Origin of the sequence: Microbulbifer donghaiensis (assembly GCF_900129095.1) — a bacterium.
In the GTDB taxonomy this organism is placed as follows: domain Bacteria; phylum Pseudomonadota; class Gammaproteobacteria; order Pseudomonadales; family Cellvibrionaceae; genus Microbulbifer; species Microbulbifer donghaiensis.
This window is the reverse complement of sequence record NZ_FQVA01000001.1, coordinates 1,960,008-1,973,907: the sequence shown is the minus strand read 5'-3', so window position 1 is coordinate 1,973,907 and position 13,900 is coordinate 1,960,008. Positions and strand designations below refer to the sequence as shown.

The following is a 13,900-nucleotide window of genomic DNA, read 5'->3' as shown; positions in this document are numbered from 1 at the left end:
CGGATTATTCAGTAGCGAGCCTCTTACAATAACAAGAGCCAACCGATTATGAAGAAGTCTTTCATTGCTGCGATGGCAGCCACACTCATTTCCACGGGCGTTTCCGCCAAAACCACGATTATCCATGCAGGAGAGTTACTGGCTGTGCCAGGTGAGGCACCACTGAAGCAGCAGAGTATTTTTATCGAGGACGGAGTGATCACCGATGTCCGCGCGGGCTTTGTGCGGGAAGGTTCCGCCGACGTGATCGATCTGCAGGACAGTTTTGTGATGCCCGGCCTGATGGATATGCATGTGCATCTGCAGGGTGAACTGGGGCCGGATAACGACACCGAGGCATTGAAGATGTCCCTGCCGCTGGTGCAGATGCGCTCCTATATGTACGCACTCCGCACCCTGCAGTCGGGCTTCACTACCGTGCGCGATGTGGGCTCCAGCCCTCAGGAAATGTACGCGATGCGCGACGCGATCAACAACGGCTGGATCGATGGGCCGCGGATCGTTGCTGCGGGAGGTGTCGGGATCACCGGTGGCCACGCGGATATCAGTGGTGTCAGTCCTGAGTACATGGCGTTCCACGATGACAAGAACAAGACCATCTGTGACGGCCCCTACGAGTGCCGCCGCGCTACCCGCCACGCGATTAAGTACGGCGCCGACCTGATCAAGATCACTTCCACCGGCGGCGTACTGACGGACCGTGCTACAGGCACCGGCCAGCAGATGGAAATGGACGAGCTGAAGGAAGTGGTCAGCGCGGCCAAGCGCATGGGGCGCAAGGTCGCCAGCCATGCACATCAGGAGGCGGGCATCATTGCGGCGCTGGAAGCGGGTGTCGATAGTATCGAACACGGATCCTATGCCGGGCCGGACTCCTATCGTCTGTTCAGGCGCACCGGGGCCTACCTGGTGCCGACCCTGCTCGCCGGTGAAACGGTGGTCAACATGGCGAAAAACACCGAAGTACTGACGGAGGCGCAAAAAGCCAAGGCCATCCGCGTCGGCAGCGATATGAAGGGCAACTTTGGCAATGCCGTCAAGGCGGGTGTAAAGGTCGCTTTCGGGACCGACAGCGGTGTTTCCCGGCACGGCGACAATGCCCGCGAAGCTGTCCTGATGCACGAAGCCGGCATGGACAATATGTCGATCATTCAGTCAGCCACGGTGAATGCGGCGGACCTGGTCGGCATGAGCGATGCCATCGGCACTGTGGAAATCGGCAAGCAGGCAGATATTATCGCCACCAACGGTTCACCGCTTGCGAATATCGAAGAGTTGCTGGACGTCGACTTTGTGATGAAGGGCGGTAAGGTATTCGTGCAGTAGCGGGCTGCTATCGCCCAACTTTTGGATTTGGTCAATTGGCTTCCAAACCTCACCATTGAGGTGGGAAACTTGGCCGGGTGGAGAACCAGATTGGCTCTCTGCCCGGCGAGTAGTGTCAGAATCCGCAGATTATTTCCAGAACTGCCACCACTTCTTGCTGTGTTCCTCGCGGGCCGCCTGCCCCTTTTCTGAACCTTTATCCAGTTCCTTCTGGGCCTGCTCGGCCTTTTTCTCTTTCTGTTTTTCGAAGCCGCTGCGCTTTTCCACTTCCTTCTTGCGTACTTTCTCGGCCTTCATGGCTTTGTCTTTGGCTTCGTCTTCGGTCAATTCAGTTTCTTCGCGATTCGCTTCTGCTTCAGAGCGCTTCTCGGCGGCCATCTGGCGGTATCCTTCTGCCTTGGCCTGATTTTCACCGGCTTTGGCTTCCATCATCTCGTGATGTGCTTCCATTTGTTCTTGGGAGGGCTTGCCTTTGTCGGCGGGCTTGTCGGCCAAGGCCGGGGAAGCGGTCAGGGCTGCCGCTAGGGCGGTAAGAATAAATTTATTCATCGGTGGCTCCTGTCAGTGGACGTGAGTAGCGTATTGGCGCTCCCTTAGCATTTTGCGACTCGAGCGGGGAATTGCAACGACTACTTAAGCCTTGCTATGAGTTCAGCGGCGATGAATTTGTTTAACTAGCCTTGGATCGTCATGGCGAGGCTGGGCTGGCCGCTACAGCTGTCGGTAAAGGAGATGAATGAAGTGGATGGCATACATTGGTGTGGGATCTTATCGAGGCGGAAAAGGCGGGGGGCTGTTATGCCCCTGCGGGGTTCGCGCTTGCGCGCTCGTTTCCAATTGCTTGCGCAATTGGTTGGACGGCGGTGATTCTTATCCGGCCGCTGGGCGTTTTTAAAAAACAATGGGTGGCGTACCGGCCGGTGTCGAGGCGGAATAATCGTAACAGCCTAGGGGCTGTTACGACCCTGCGGGCTTCGCGCTTGCGCGCTCGTTTCAAATTGCTGTCGCAATTTGTCGAACCGGCGGTGATTCTTATCCGGCCGCTGGGCGTTTTTAAAAAACAATGGGTGGCGTACCGGCCGGTGTCGAGGCGGAATAATCGTAACAGCCTAGGGGCTGTTACGACCCTGCGGGCTTCGCGCTTGCGCGCTCGTATCCAATTGCTTGCGCAATTGGTCGAACCACATCGGTGATCTCATCCGGCCACTCGGCACCATAAAAAAAGCCCCACCCTTGCGGGTGAGGCTTTTTGTATGGTGCCCAGAGGCGGAATCGAACCACCGACACGGGGATTTTCAATCCCCTGCTCTACCGACTGAGCTATCTGGGCTTCGCTGTTTGCCAGGCTGTCCCCGGCGGCGAGGCGCGTATTAAACCTGCTCCCCGGAGCCGAGTCAAGCCTTTGATTGCTAAATAGTTTTCCCTGTTAGTGGGCGCTCACTATTTAGTCGTTTTTGTCCTCTTCCGGGGGCACATAACCCTCCGCCTCATCGTAGGCCTCGCCGCTGAGAAACTTCTGCATCTGCTCGCCCAGGTAGGCGCGGCTGGATGGCTCCATCATGTTGAGCCGTTTTTCATTGATCAGCATCGTCTGGTGGGCCATCCACTCCTGCCAGGCTTTCTTGGAGATATTGTCGTAGATATCCAGGCCTTTGGGGCCGGGGAAGGGCGGCGCATCCAGGCCTTCCATTTCCTGTTGGTACTTGCGGCAGAATACGGTTCTGGACATGGACATCTCCTCGGTTCAATCGGCGGTACAAGGGGTCAGCAGTGGCGCCTGCAGTGCCAGCAGCTGTTTGGCCAGCTTGACGATCGGTGCCGGCAGCCCCAGTTCCTGTGCCGCGCGGGGGCGGTTGAGTCGGCGCAGTTTATACCAGCCGCCGCCGGTCTCCGCCACCTGCACGGAGACTTTGTGCAGCTGCGCCCACACCGGGGTGATATCCAGGTGGAAGTGGGTGAAGGTGTGGCGCAATTGCGGCAGCGCCTGTATCTGCGTTGCATACAGGTCGCGCACGGCCAGCCACTCCTGCAGGCTGTCCTCGCCGCCGTCGTCCTCATCCAGTTGCGGCGGGCACCAGAGGCCACCCCAGATACCCGTGGGCGGGCGCTGTTGCAGAAAGATTTCCCCTTCGCACTCGAGTAGCAGCATGGTGCAGCAGCGCACCGGCTTTTCTTTCTTGGGTTTCTTACCGGGGTAGTCTTGCGGGTTGCCCTGGGCGCGCGCGACGCAGGTATCGGCCATTGGGCACTCCCCGCAGCGGGGCTTGGAGCGGGTGCAGAGAGTCGCGCCGAGATCCATCATTGCCTGGGTATAGTCGCCGGTGCGCCGTTCCGGTGTATAGCGCTCCGCTATTTCCCACAGGCGCTTGGCCACGGCGCTCTGGCCGGGCCAGCCGTCCACGGCGTGGAGGCGGGCCAGGACTCGCTTGACGTTGCCGTCGAGGATCGGCGCCCTGAGACCCATGCTGATACTGGCAATAGCGCCGCCGGTGGAGCGGCCGATACCGGGCAGCTCTGCCAGCGCTTCGACGTCGCGCGGGAATTCGCCGCCGTGCTCGTTCAGCACCGTCTGCGCGCACTTGTGCAGGTTGCGCGCGCGGGCGTAGTAGCCGAGGCCGCTCCAGTGGGCCAGTACGTCATCCAGCGGTGCCCGGGCCAGGCGCCCCAGGGTCGGGAAGCTGGCCATAAAGCGCTCGAAGTAGGGGATCACGGCAGTGACCTGGGTCTGCTGCAGCATGATTTCCGACACCCACACCCGGTAGGGGTTGATGTCCTGCTGCCAGGGCAGGTCCTTGCGCCCGTGTCGGTCAAACCAACCCAGGACCGCCCGCTGAAACTGTTGCGGGCGGAGTGGCGAGTGTTCAGTCACGCTTGAACAGCCCCTTGAACTTGTCTTTCAGGTCCTCGACCTTTTCCTGCACCTTGTCGCCGTATTTTTTCTCGGCCTTGTATTTCAGTTCGTCGCGCACCAGATCGTCGAGACGGCGGCTGTCCGGTTTGCAGCTGGTGGCGCCGGCATCGGCGAAGCTGTCTTTACAACGAAGCGGCAGCGGGCGGTTGCGCCAGCGGTCGTTTTTCACGGTGCAGCCGTCGGCGGAGGTGCGCTCGCCGACCAGGGCCATGCCGAGGGCGAAGTCGAATTCCTGTTTGTCCAGATCGATCGCGCCGTCGCCGGTCATGGCGATATTCTCGATGCCGGCGAGTACTTCCTGAACCGTTACCTTGTCACCCTTGATGGCGATATTGGCGCGCAGGTCCTGCAGGCGGGTGCGGGCGGGCCAGTCGCGCTCCGGCAGCGGCGTCTTCTCGGCATAGCTGACCAGCTGGCACATGCCCTTTTCCAGGTTGAACGGTGCCAGGGACAGCTGGTCGCTGGACAGTTGCACGGCACCGCGCAGTTTTTCCTGCAGCTGCAACGTATCGCTGCCACTGGTCTGTACGGCCCAGTTCACCGAGGCTTTGCCGGCCAGCTGCACCCGGTCGCTCGGGAACAGCGCCTGCTGCACTTTGGAAATTTCCACGTGGGCGAGACCGCCGCTCAGTTCGGCCTCGGCGGACTGGCCGCGGGCGTTGAACTGGCCGTTGCTGCTGAGCTCACCGCCGTACAGGTCAGCGGTCAGTTTCTGCAATCGGTAGAGACCGTTGTCGACGGTCAGCTGTAGTTGCGGCCGGTCTACCTGCAGCTCGACCGCCTGCAGCCGCTCGAGGGAGAGGTCCAGGTTGGCGTTGAAGCCGCGCATTGCGGTCAATGGCAGCGGTACCGGCTCGGCCGCGGGAGCCTCGGCGGCTTCCTGCTGTGGCTGTTCGGCTTCCGGCGCCGGCGGCGGCAGGTAGTCATCCAGCACCAGGGTGCCGCCGCGCAGGGTCAGATCCAGCCCCGGCATTTCGGCATTGCGCAGCTGTGCGCTGCCAGCGAAGACGGTGTCGTCCAGCTGCAGTTGCAGAGGTGTCAGATCGAGCTTCCGTTCTGATCCCTCGACGCTGGTTTCCAGGCTCAGCTTCTTCAGCACGGCACCGCTCTGGGTGACCAGTTCCGTGCCGGTGACGTCCAGCCAGGGACGCAGGGGTTCGGCATTGGCATTGACGTTCATCTGAATCTGCCACGGCTGATCGGCAGCGCTGCGACGCACGTGACCACGCAGGTACACAGTCGCGGCGGCTTCGCCGCTCGACAGTGACAGTTCCATTGGCTGCAGGCGCAGGCCGTTCAGGCCCTCATCGAGCGCCAGGGTGCTGTCGAGGGAAATCTGCACCGGCTGTTTGAGGGCGCTGCCACTAACCTGCGCGCTGACTTCCACCAGGCCCGGCTCGCCGCCGGGCACAAGGTTGTCCGCGGCCACGCGCAGCTGCTCCACGGCATATTCGGTTTTGTTGCTGGCATCGCGGTAATTCAGGCGGCCGTCTTCAATCCGCAGTTTTTCCAGCGCCAGGTGCAGGTCCTGCCGGGGCTTTTCCTCGGGAATTTCCAGTTTCGGCGGCTGCTTTTCGGCCTGCTTTTTCTGCGCCTCCATGGCCTCGCTGAGCAGTTCCCAGTTGCCGCGCCCCTGCTCGTCGACACTCAGGTCGATCTGCGGCGCCATCAGGACAATTTCCTGGGCCTCGATGCGCTTCTTGAGCAGCGGCATCAAGGCCACGCCGATGGAAATGGTGTCGGCGCGCACCAGCGGTTGGTCCGGCTGCGGCAGTGGCGCCAGCTGCACACCCTGTAGCTCCAGTGCGACATTCGGCCACAGTTGCCAGCCGATATCGCCATCCAGTTTCAGGGCAATGCCCTGCTTGGCGGCCAGCTGTTCCAGCTGCGGCTTGTACTTGTTGACGTCCAGGCCGGACAGCAGCCAGGCGACGGCGCCGGCGAGCAGCAGGAAGACGACAAGAAGGGCGACGAGAGTGCGCTTAATCCAGGCCATGGAGTGAATGATCCCTGTTTGTTATCGAGAGGCTTGTCGGGAATGCTCTATCGTGAGACGCCGGATCGCGGCCCGGCGTTCCCGGTTACAGCCGTGTTGAACGGCATTTATCCGCGTATTGTAGGAGATGCGGCCCCCGCGCGAACAGGCGGGGGCCGTTAGTTAATTGCCGGGTGGGTCAATTGAAGCAGTTGCGGGTCAGAAAATAAACCGCACACCCGCTTCGACGCTGCGGCCCATTTCCGGTGCAAAGTCGCGCAGCAGCGAAGTGGAGTTGCGGATTTCCTCGTCCAGCAGGTTGCGCGCGCTGGCGAAGAGCACTGCGTCGGTATTGCCCAGCTTGAGATTGTAGCGTCCCGTCAGGTCCATGCGCGTGTAGCCGTCGGTGGCTTCCTCGAAGGCACCGGCGCGATCCTGGGCCGCGGCTTGAGTCGTGCGCCACTCCCAGTTCCACTGGCCGTAATCGCCGCCCAGTGCCAGGCCGGCCCGCAGCGGTGGCATGCGCGGCACGTCGCGGCTGTATGCGCGGCCCTCGCTTTCCTCGTGAGCGTGGTCAGCTTCCCCTTCCCCGTGATGGAGATCGAGATCGCTGGTAAAGCTGGCGCGCACGCTGTCACCGAACAGCTCCACGTAGTGACCGCCGGCCAGGGGGAAGCGCACTGAGGCCTCGGCGCCGTAGAACACCGCATCGCGATTGGTGTAGGCGTAGACGGGCAGCTCTTCTGCAAGGTTTTCCTCGCCGGTATTGGCTGCGTAGATGTAATCGGTCACGCGGTTGTAGAACAGGTTGGCTTCGACGCGCGCCGCGTGCCAGCCGGAGGCTTCCTCGTTGTGGTGGTGGTAGCCCAGCTCCAGGTTGAAGGATCTCTCTTTATTGAGGTCCTCTTCGCCCTCGATATAGCGGGCCTCTGCCAGGTGGGCTCCATCGGCAAACAGTTCTTCGGCTACCGGTGCGCGCTCGGCGCGGGTGGCGCCAAAGCTGAGGTGCTGGTGCTCGGCCAGGAAATACTGCAGGGTGCTGCTCAGCCCGAGCAGGTTATAGGTCGCGGATTCGTCCTGCTCCGGGTCCACGGTTACGTGCTCGACACGGCCGCCCAGGTCCAGGTGCCAGTCGCCCCAGGTGCGTTCCTTCATGGTGAACAGGCCCGCGCTGCGGGTATTGCTGGGCTGGATAAAGGCCTCGTCGCCCACCGCGGCAAAGTCCTTGTCGGTCAGCTGCAGGCCGTAGGCACCGCGCCAGGCGCCGCCGTTATCGTGGGTCAGCTCGATACGGCTCTCCCACGCTTCGTTGGTGAAGCGGGTGCCGGGTTCGCCCGCGTCGATTTCCACGTGTTCATAGTCGTTGTAGCCGAGGCGCACGCTCAGTTTTTCCCAGTACTCGCTGCTGAAGTGGTGCTCGCCCTTCAGGTCGTAACGGGTCTGTTGCATGGCGATGCGCACGGCGTCCTCGCCCGCGGCCAGCTCTTCGTGCTCCGCGTGCTCCTCTTCGGTTTCGCCTGCGTGCTCTTCATCGTGCTCTACGTGGTCGTGCTCATGGGCGCCCAGCGGAATACCGTAGTTGTTCTCCAGGCGGTTAACCGACAGGCCGACGAAGCCACTGTCGGTGATCCAGGAGGCGCCGCCGCTGTAGCCGTGCGCGCGGGAATTGGTGTTGCCGACATAGCCGTCGGTATTGAACTCCTCCTCCTCGTGCGCCCCGCCGGCGTGCTCCTCTTCGCGATGCTCGTCCTCATGGTGAATGATGGCGAGGCCGGGAATCTTTGTGTTGCCACTGTCGCGGTAGACACCGTCCAGGTACCAGGCCAGCTGCCCTGCGCCGCCAGACAGGCGGAAAACCCCGGCGTCCTGGCTGTTGCCGTTGTTGTGGCGCAGCTCCAGCGCGCCCCCTAGCTCTTCCGGCACCGCGGTCGGTATGCGGCCGTCGATCACGTTCACCACACCGCCGATGGCGCCGCTGCCGTAGCGCAGCGCGGCCGGGCCGCGCAGAATCTCGATGCGCTCGGCCAGCAGGGGCTCAATGCTGGCGGCGTGGTCGGAGCTGGTGTTGGAGGCGTCGGCCACATCCAGGTTGTCGTTCAGTACCTTGACCCGGTTGGCGCTCTGGCCGCGGATCACCGGCAGGCCGACGCCGCCGCCGAAGGAGGCGTTGGTCACGCCTGGCTGGCTCTGCAGCGTCTGGCCGAGGGTGGCGGAGGCCGCGTCGCGCAGCGCATCGCCGGACAGCACGGATACCGGCGCAGCTACCGCGTCGGCGGGCTTGTCCAGTGGGGATACGGTGACATTGACCTCTTCGAGGGGCTGGCCGGTATTGGTCGCCGCGTAACTTGCGGGCGCAGTCAGGGCGCCGGCAATCGCCAGGGCCAGTTTGCTGGTCTTGTTCATCAGTTTTTATTCCTGTCACAGTGGACGAACACCGCGGAAACTGCGGTCGTCGCCACTAAGCAAAATTATCGGTGTTGTGATTTATGCGAATGACAGGCGTACTGGGGGTGCGCGGGCGCTCTGGCGCTCCGGCTGGCTGTCGCCGGGGACAGGGGCGCTCTGCGTGAGGTAGTGGAAAGTCCGGGCCGGCAGGTAGGTCCGGTACTCGCTGCCCGGTGCGGCGGGCATCTGGTTGAAGCACAGATCGCACAGCTCGTGCGTCGGGTCCTTGAAGTGAATATGCTCCGCCAATACCGGCTGCGCCGCGATCAGTGCGATCAGCAGCAACAGGCTGGCCCAGAAACGGGATCTTTGGCGGGAGTGAATGACCATGCGGTGTATGATATTCGTCCGCGACACGGAATCAAGTTTCATCTGACACTATCCGGTCACAGGGAGCCCCATTCGTCCTATAATTCGCGCCTTCTGTCTTACCGCCGAAAAAGGACCGCTATCCGATGCGCAAGGCCAGCGTCAACCGCGATACCCTGGAAACCAAGATCACCGTCAGCGTCAACCTGGACGGTGACGGCCGCGGCCAGTTCGACACCGGCGTGCCCTTTCTCGAGCATATGCTCGACCAGATCGCCCGCCACGGCATGATCGACCTGGATATCGCCTGCAAGGGCGACGTGCACATCGACGACCACCACACGGTGGAGGACATCGGCATCACCCTCGGCAAGGCGATCAACGAGGCGGTGGGCGACAAGAAGGGCATGACCCGCTACGGCCACAGCTACGTGCCGCTGGACGAGGCGCTCTCACGCGTAGTGGTGGACTTCTCCGGTCGCCCGGGCCTGGAGATGAGCGTGCCCTTCACCCAGAAGCGCATCGGCAACTTCGATACCGAGCTGTTCTATGAGTTTTTCCAGGGCTTTGTGAACCACGCCCTGGTGACCCTGCACATCGACTGCCTCAAGGGCCACAACGCCCACCACCAGGTGGAGACGGTGTTCAAGGCCTTCGGCCGCGCGCTGCGCATGGCGCTGACACCGGATCCGCGCATGGCCGGCACCATGCCGTCGACCAAGGGTGTGCTGTGATGCAGAGGATCGCCGTGCTCGACTACGGCATGGGTAACCTGCACTCGGTGGCCAGTGCCCTGGCAAAGGTCGCGCCCGCCGACGAAGTCGTGCTGGCGACCACGCCGGAACAGGTGCAGGGCGCCGATCGCCTGCTGGTGCCCGGTGTCGGCGCTATTCGCGACTGCATGGCGGGCTTCGTCGAGGCGGGTTTTGTGCCGCTGGTGCACGACGCGATCGAATCCGGACTGCCGGTGCTCGGCATCTGCGTCGGCATGCAGATCATGATGCGCCGCAGTGAGGAGAACAACGGCGTCGATTGCCTGGATATCTTCCCCCACCCGGTGAAGTTTTTTGGCAATGAGTTGCGCGACGCAGGCGCCAGCGGCGCGAGGTTGAAAGTTCCCCATATGGGCTGGAACCAGGTGGTGCAGACGCGTCTGCATCCGCTGTGGAAGGGTATCGAGGACGGCAGCCGCTTTTATTTCGTGCACAGCTACTATGTGCCCGCCGACGACAGTGCGGATGTTGCCGGTCAGAGCGAGTACGGTGTATCGCTCGCCGCCGCGGTGGCCCGCAACAATATTTTCGCCACCCAGTTCCATCCGGAGAAGAGTGCCGATGCCGGCCTCCAGTTGCTGAAAAATTTTGTCGGCTGGAACGGTCGCTGCTGATCTTTTCGACCTGTGAGACGGGCAAAGCGCAGATTGCCCAGAAAATTCGCAAGAAGGGCAGACTGCGCTCGGCCCACCCTACGTTTTTATCGAATATGATAGTTATCCCCGCAATTGACTTGAAAGACGGCCAGTGTGTACGCCTGCGCCAGGGCGAGATGGACGACGCCACAGTATTTTCTGACGACCCGCTGGCCACCGCCCAGCACTGGGTAAACGAAGGTGCAAGACGGCTGCATCTGGTGGACCTGAACGGTGCCTTCGCCGGCAACCCGGTCAATGGCGAGGCGGTGACTGCGATCGCGAAACAGTTTCCGGATCTGCCGGTGCAGATCGGCGGTGGTATCCGCGATCTGCACACCATCGAAAAATACCTGGATGCGGGCGTCAGCTGGGTCATTATCGGCACCGCCGCAGTGAAGAATCCGCAGCTGGTGAAAGAGGCCTGTCGCGAATTCGAAGGTCACATCATCGTCGGCCTGGACGCGAAGGATGGGCTGGTCGCCACCGAGGGCTGGGCGGAGGTATCCGAACTGCAGGCCACCGAACTGGCGAAGCAGTTTGCCGACTGCGGTGTCAGCTCGATTGTCTACACCGATATTGCCCGCGACGGCATGATGCAGGGTGTGAACATTCCGGCCACGCTGGAAATGGCGCGCGCCGTGCAGCTGCCGATCATCGCCTCCGGCGGCGTCAGCAGTATCGAGGATATCCGCCAACTGCTCGAAGCCGGTGACTCTTCCCACAAAATAGCCGGCGCAATCACCGGCCGGGCGATCTACGAAGACAAGCTCGACCTGCGCGAGGCGCAGCAGCTCTGCGACAGCTTCCGGAAATCGGGTGCCGCTGAAAATTAAGATTTTTGCGCGAGAGCAAGGAGGCCCCGCGCGCAGAACCGCAATGTATAGATATACATGAGGATTCGAGCACGGAGCCGACGCCGCTATCGTGCAAAAAGATAATTTTACGAGGTGCCCGAGAATGGGACTTGCGAAACGCATTATCCCCTGCCTGGACGTCGACGCCGGTCGCGTGGTGAAGGGCGTGAACTTTGTCGATATCCGCGATGCCGGCGACCCGGTGGAAATCGCGCGCCGCTACAACGAGGCCGGCGCGGACGAAATTACCTTCCTCGATATCACCGCCACCCATGAAGAGCGTGACACTACGCTGCACACCGTGGAAAAGATGGCGTCGCAAGTCTTTATTCCGCTGACGGTCGGCGGCGGCGTGCGCACCCTGCAGGATATCCGCAATCTGTTGAACGCCGGCGCAGACAAGACCGCGATCAATTCCGCTGCGGTAAAAAATCCCGACTTCGTGCGCGAGGCTGCCGAGCGCTTTGGCAGCCAGTGCATCGTCGTCGCCATCGATGCCAAGCAGGTGGGGCAGGCGGGTGGAGAGAAAGGTGAAGAGCGCTGGGAAATCTTCACCCACGGCGGGCGCAAACCCACCGGCATCGATGCGGTGGAGTGGGCGAAACGGATGGCGGAACTGGGCGCCGGTGAAATTCTGCTGACCAGTATGGACAGGGACGGCACCAAGAATGGCTTCGACCTGGCCTTGACCCGCGCCGTGGCCGACGCCGTGCCGGTACCGGTAATCGCGTCCGGCGGCGTCGGCAATCTGCAACACCTGGCCGATGGCGTATTGCAGGGTGGTGCGGATGCAGTGCTGGCGGCGAGTATCTTCCACTTCGGCGAATACAGCATCGCCGAAGCGAAAGCCTTCATGGCGGAGGCTGGAATAGAGATGCGTCTCTAGGGGCGCAGTATTGGCTGGCGGCGCTGCTCAGTGTTTGTGGTTATCGCGCCACAATTTGGCGCGCTGGCGGCCGAATGGATGGATTACCGCGCCTTTCTGATTGCCGCCGCCCTTCGTCGGAGGATCAAAGAACAAGTGCACTGCGCGTTCGGCCTCGCTGCGGCAGGCGAACGGGCCGAAGGATTTGCCACCGCGCACCTGAAAGTACCAGTCGTCTCCCAATTTATAGAAACGGTCGGAGCGCAGGGGGATGGGGCGTCCCTCTTCGCCGGCGCGATACTGCTGCATAACAACTTACCAAAACCGTGCACGAAGGTAACTCGCGCGGTTTCGCTGACTGCCGAAAAGGCGAATGCAGGATTCGCCCTACCTCCGTGGCGGGATCAATTAGCGCTGGCGACGCGCTCCCGCAATTCCCTGTCCCGTTGGGCGTACAGATTCAGCCCCTTGAGCACATTGAGCGCCTCGAAAATCTGGTTGTCGCGATCGTGCCAGTCATCGCGGCCCTCTTTTTCCTTGGCGCGATCGGCGGCATTGCGCTCCTGGCCGCCGTTGCCGTTGCCCAGGTGGCCGGCCAGGTCGGCCTCGGTAGCGCGCGCACGCTCCTGCAAGCGGGTCACCTTGACCCGTTCCACCACGATATCGGGTGTGATGCCCTGAGCCTGGATCGAGCGGCCATTGGGGGTGAAGTAGAGCGCAGTGGTGAGTTTGATGGCGCGCTCATTGTTGATCGGGATGACCGTCTGCACCGAGCCCTTGCCGAAACTGTCGGTGCCCATTACCACGGCGCGGCGATGGTCCTGCAGGGCGCCGGCGACAATCTCGGCGGCGGAGGCGGAGCCCTCATTGATCAGTACCACCAGCGGAGCGCCCTCGGTCAGGTCACCGGGTTCGGCGGAGTAGCTCAGGTTGGAGGATTCTGTGCGGCCCTCGGTATAGACAACCAGTCCTTCCTCGAGAAATGCGTCGGCAACTTCCACCGATGATTGCAGCACGCCGCCGGGATTGTTGCGCAGGTCGACGATCAGGCCCTTCAGTTTGCCCTTCTGCTGCAGTTTGCGAATTTCCCGCGCCACATCGCTGCCGGTATCGAGCTGGAACTGGCTGATACGCAGATAGGCGTAGCCCTCATCGAGTATCTCGCCGCGCACGCTGCGCACCCGAACGGTGTCGCGTTTGAGCGTAACCTCGAAGGGGGCCTTGTAGCCCTTGCGCGCGATCGTCAGTGTGACACTGCTGCCCTTGGGGCCGCGCATACGTTCCACCGCCTCATCCAGGCTGACCCCTTTCATGGATTTGCCGGACAGGCGCAGGATGATGTCGCCGGATTTCAGGCCGGCGCGGGCGGCCGGGGTGTCGTCCATCGGTGTGACGACAGTGATATGGTCGTTCTCTATGCCCACCTCAATGCCGAGGCCGGCAAACTCGCCAGTGGTATTGGCCTGCAGGTCGTCGAAGGATTCGCGGTCCAGGTAGGAGGAGTGTGGATCCAGGCCCTGCAACATGCCCTTGATGGCGTATTCCAGCAGGGTACTGTCGTCCACTTCTTCGATATAGCCCTGGCGGATCTGTTCGAACACTTTGGCGAAGCTGCGCAGGTCTTCCAGCGGCAGCCGGCTTGTGGTTTCGGGAATCAGTTTGGGGGAAGAGCCGCCTTCACTGAGGCCCATCAGGGGCAGAGCGGTGAGGGCGGCTGCGCCGATAAAAGTAGTCAGCGCTTTGGGCGTGAACATGTCGTTGAAACCTCTGCCTTATTTCTTCGCTTCTTTGCGAAAGTGTAGAC

At 61.8% G+C, this 13,900-nt stretch carries 14 protein-coding genes and 1 tRNA gene; 6 read left to right on the top strand and 9 right to left on the bottom strand.

Annotated elements, in window-relative coordinates; all coding sequences use genetic code 11:
* The first annotated feature begins 48 nt into the window (after positions 1–48).
* Positions 49–1,326, top strand: a complete 1,278-nt coding sequence (locus tag BUC36_RS08355; protein WP_073273574.1) for a metal-dependent hydrolase family protein — start codon at positions 49–51, stop codon at positions 1,324–1,326.
* Between the two features lie 129 nt (positions 1,327–1,455).
* Here the strand turns inward: BUC36_RS08355 and BUC36_RS08350 are convergent, their stop codons facing one another.
* A complete protein-coding gene (locus tag BUC36_RS08350) occupies positions 1,456–1,875 on the bottom strand; it encodes a hypothetical protein (protein WP_073273572.1) in 420 nt (139 codons plus the stop codon).
* 206 nt (positions 1,876–2,081) lie between these two features.
* On the opposite strand from BUC36_RS08350, the gene BUC36_RS18785 reads away from it, so the two are divergent.
* Complete coding sequence (locus BUC36_RS18785) at positions 2,082–2,519, top strand: hypothetical protein (RefSeq protein ID WP_143186917.1); 438 nt, start codon at positions 2,082–2,084, stop codon at positions 2,517–2,519.
* Positions 2,520–2,580: 61 nt separating this feature from the next.
* Here BUC36_RS18785 and BUC36_RS08345 read toward each other — a convergent pair.
* The 6 genes from BUC36_RS08345 to BUC36_RS08320 all read right to left on the bottom strand — a co-directional run bounded on the left by BUC36_RS08345 (position 2,581) and on the right by BUC36_RS08320 (position 9,029).
* Positions 2,581–2,656 (bottom strand) — tRNA-Phe (locus tag BUC36_RS08345).
* Positions 2,657–2,770: 114 nt separating this feature from the next.
* On the bottom strand, positions 2,771–3,055 hold the full coding sequence (locus tag BUC36_RS08340; RefSeq protein WP_073273570.1) for an oxidative damage protection protein: 285 nt from the start codon (positions 3,053–3,055) through the stop codon (positions 2,771–2,773).
* Between the two features lie 15 nt (positions 3,056–3,070).
* The gene (mutY, locus tag BUC36_RS08335; protein ID WP_073273567.1) at positions 3,071–4,195 is read right to left on the bottom strand and encodes an A/G-specific adenine glycosylase; all 1,125 of its coding nucleotides are present in this window, start codon (positions 4,193–4,195) and stop codon (positions 3,071–3,073) included.
* Positions 4,188–6,233, bottom strand: coding sequence for an AsmA family protein (locus tag BUC36_RS08330; protein WP_073273565.1), 2,046 nt, complete (start codon positions 6,231–6,233; stop codon positions 4,188–4,190). Before BUC36_RS08330 ends, mutY begins: the two co-directional genes overlap by 8 nt.
* 198 nt (positions 6,234–6,431) lie before the next feature.
* A complete protein-coding gene (locus tag BUC36_RS08325) occupies positions 6,432–8,615 on the bottom strand; it encodes a TonB-dependent receptor (protein ID WP_073273563.1) in 2,184 nt (727 codons plus the stop codon).
* An 81-nt stretch (positions 8,616–8,696) separates the two neighbouring features.
* The gene (locus BUC36_RS08320; RefSeq protein WP_073273561.1) at positions 8,697–9,029 is read right to left on the bottom strand and encodes a hypothetical protein; all 333 of its coding nucleotides are present in this window, start codon (positions 9,027–9,029) and stop codon (positions 8,697–8,699) included.
* 83 nt (positions 9,030–9,112) lie between these two features.
* On the opposite strand from BUC36_RS08320, the gene hisB reads away from it, so the two are divergent.
* From hisB to hisF, 4 genes are all read left to right on the top strand, one after another.
* The gene (gene hisB, locus BUC36_RS08315; RefSeq protein ID WP_073273559.1) at positions 9,113–9,700 is read left to right on the top strand and encodes an imidazoleglycerol-phosphate dehydratase HisB; all 588 of its coding nucleotides are present in this window, start codon (positions 9,113–9,115) and stop codon (positions 9,698–9,700) included.
* Complete coding sequence (gene hisH / locus BUC36_RS08310) at positions 9,700–10,353, top strand: imidazole glycerol phosphate synthase subunit HisH (protein ID WP_073273557.1); 654 nt, start codon at positions 9,700–9,702, stop codon at positions 10,351–10,353. The genes hisB and hisH overlap by 1 nt, the downstream gene beginning before the upstream one ends.
* Before the next feature lie 95 nt (positions 10,354–10,448).
* Positions 10,449–11,210, top strand: coding sequence for a 1-(5-phosphoribosyl)-5-[(5-phosphoribosylamino)methylideneamino]imidazole-4-carboxamide isomerase (gene hisA, locus BUC36_RS08305; protein ID WP_073273555.1), 762 nt, complete (start codon positions 10,449–10,451; stop codon positions 11,208–11,210).
* A 124-nt stretch (positions 11,211–11,334) separates the two neighbouring features.
* A complete protein-coding gene (gene hisF / locus BUC36_RS08300) occupies positions 11,335–12,117 on the top strand; it encodes an imidazole glycerol phosphate synthase subunit HisF (protein WP_073273553.1) in 783 nt (260 codons plus the stop codon).
* 27 nt (positions 12,118–12,144) lie between these two features.
* Here hisF and BUC36_RS08295 read toward each other — a convergent pair whose 3' ends face one another.
* Both BUC36_RS08295 and BUC36_RS08290 read right to left on the bottom strand, forming a co-directional pair.
* Entirely contained in the window at positions 12,145–12,405 is a 261-nt protein-coding gene (locus BUC36_RS08295; protein ID WP_073273551.1) for a DUF6316 family protein, read from the bottom strand.
* A gap of 95 nt (positions 12,406–12,500) precedes the next feature.
* A complete protein-coding gene (locus BUC36_RS08290) occupies positions 12,501–13,850 on the bottom strand; it encodes a S41 family peptidase (protein WP_073273548.1) in 1,350 nt (449 codons plus the stop codon).
* Between the last annotated feature and the right edge of the window lie 50 nt (positions 13,851–13,900).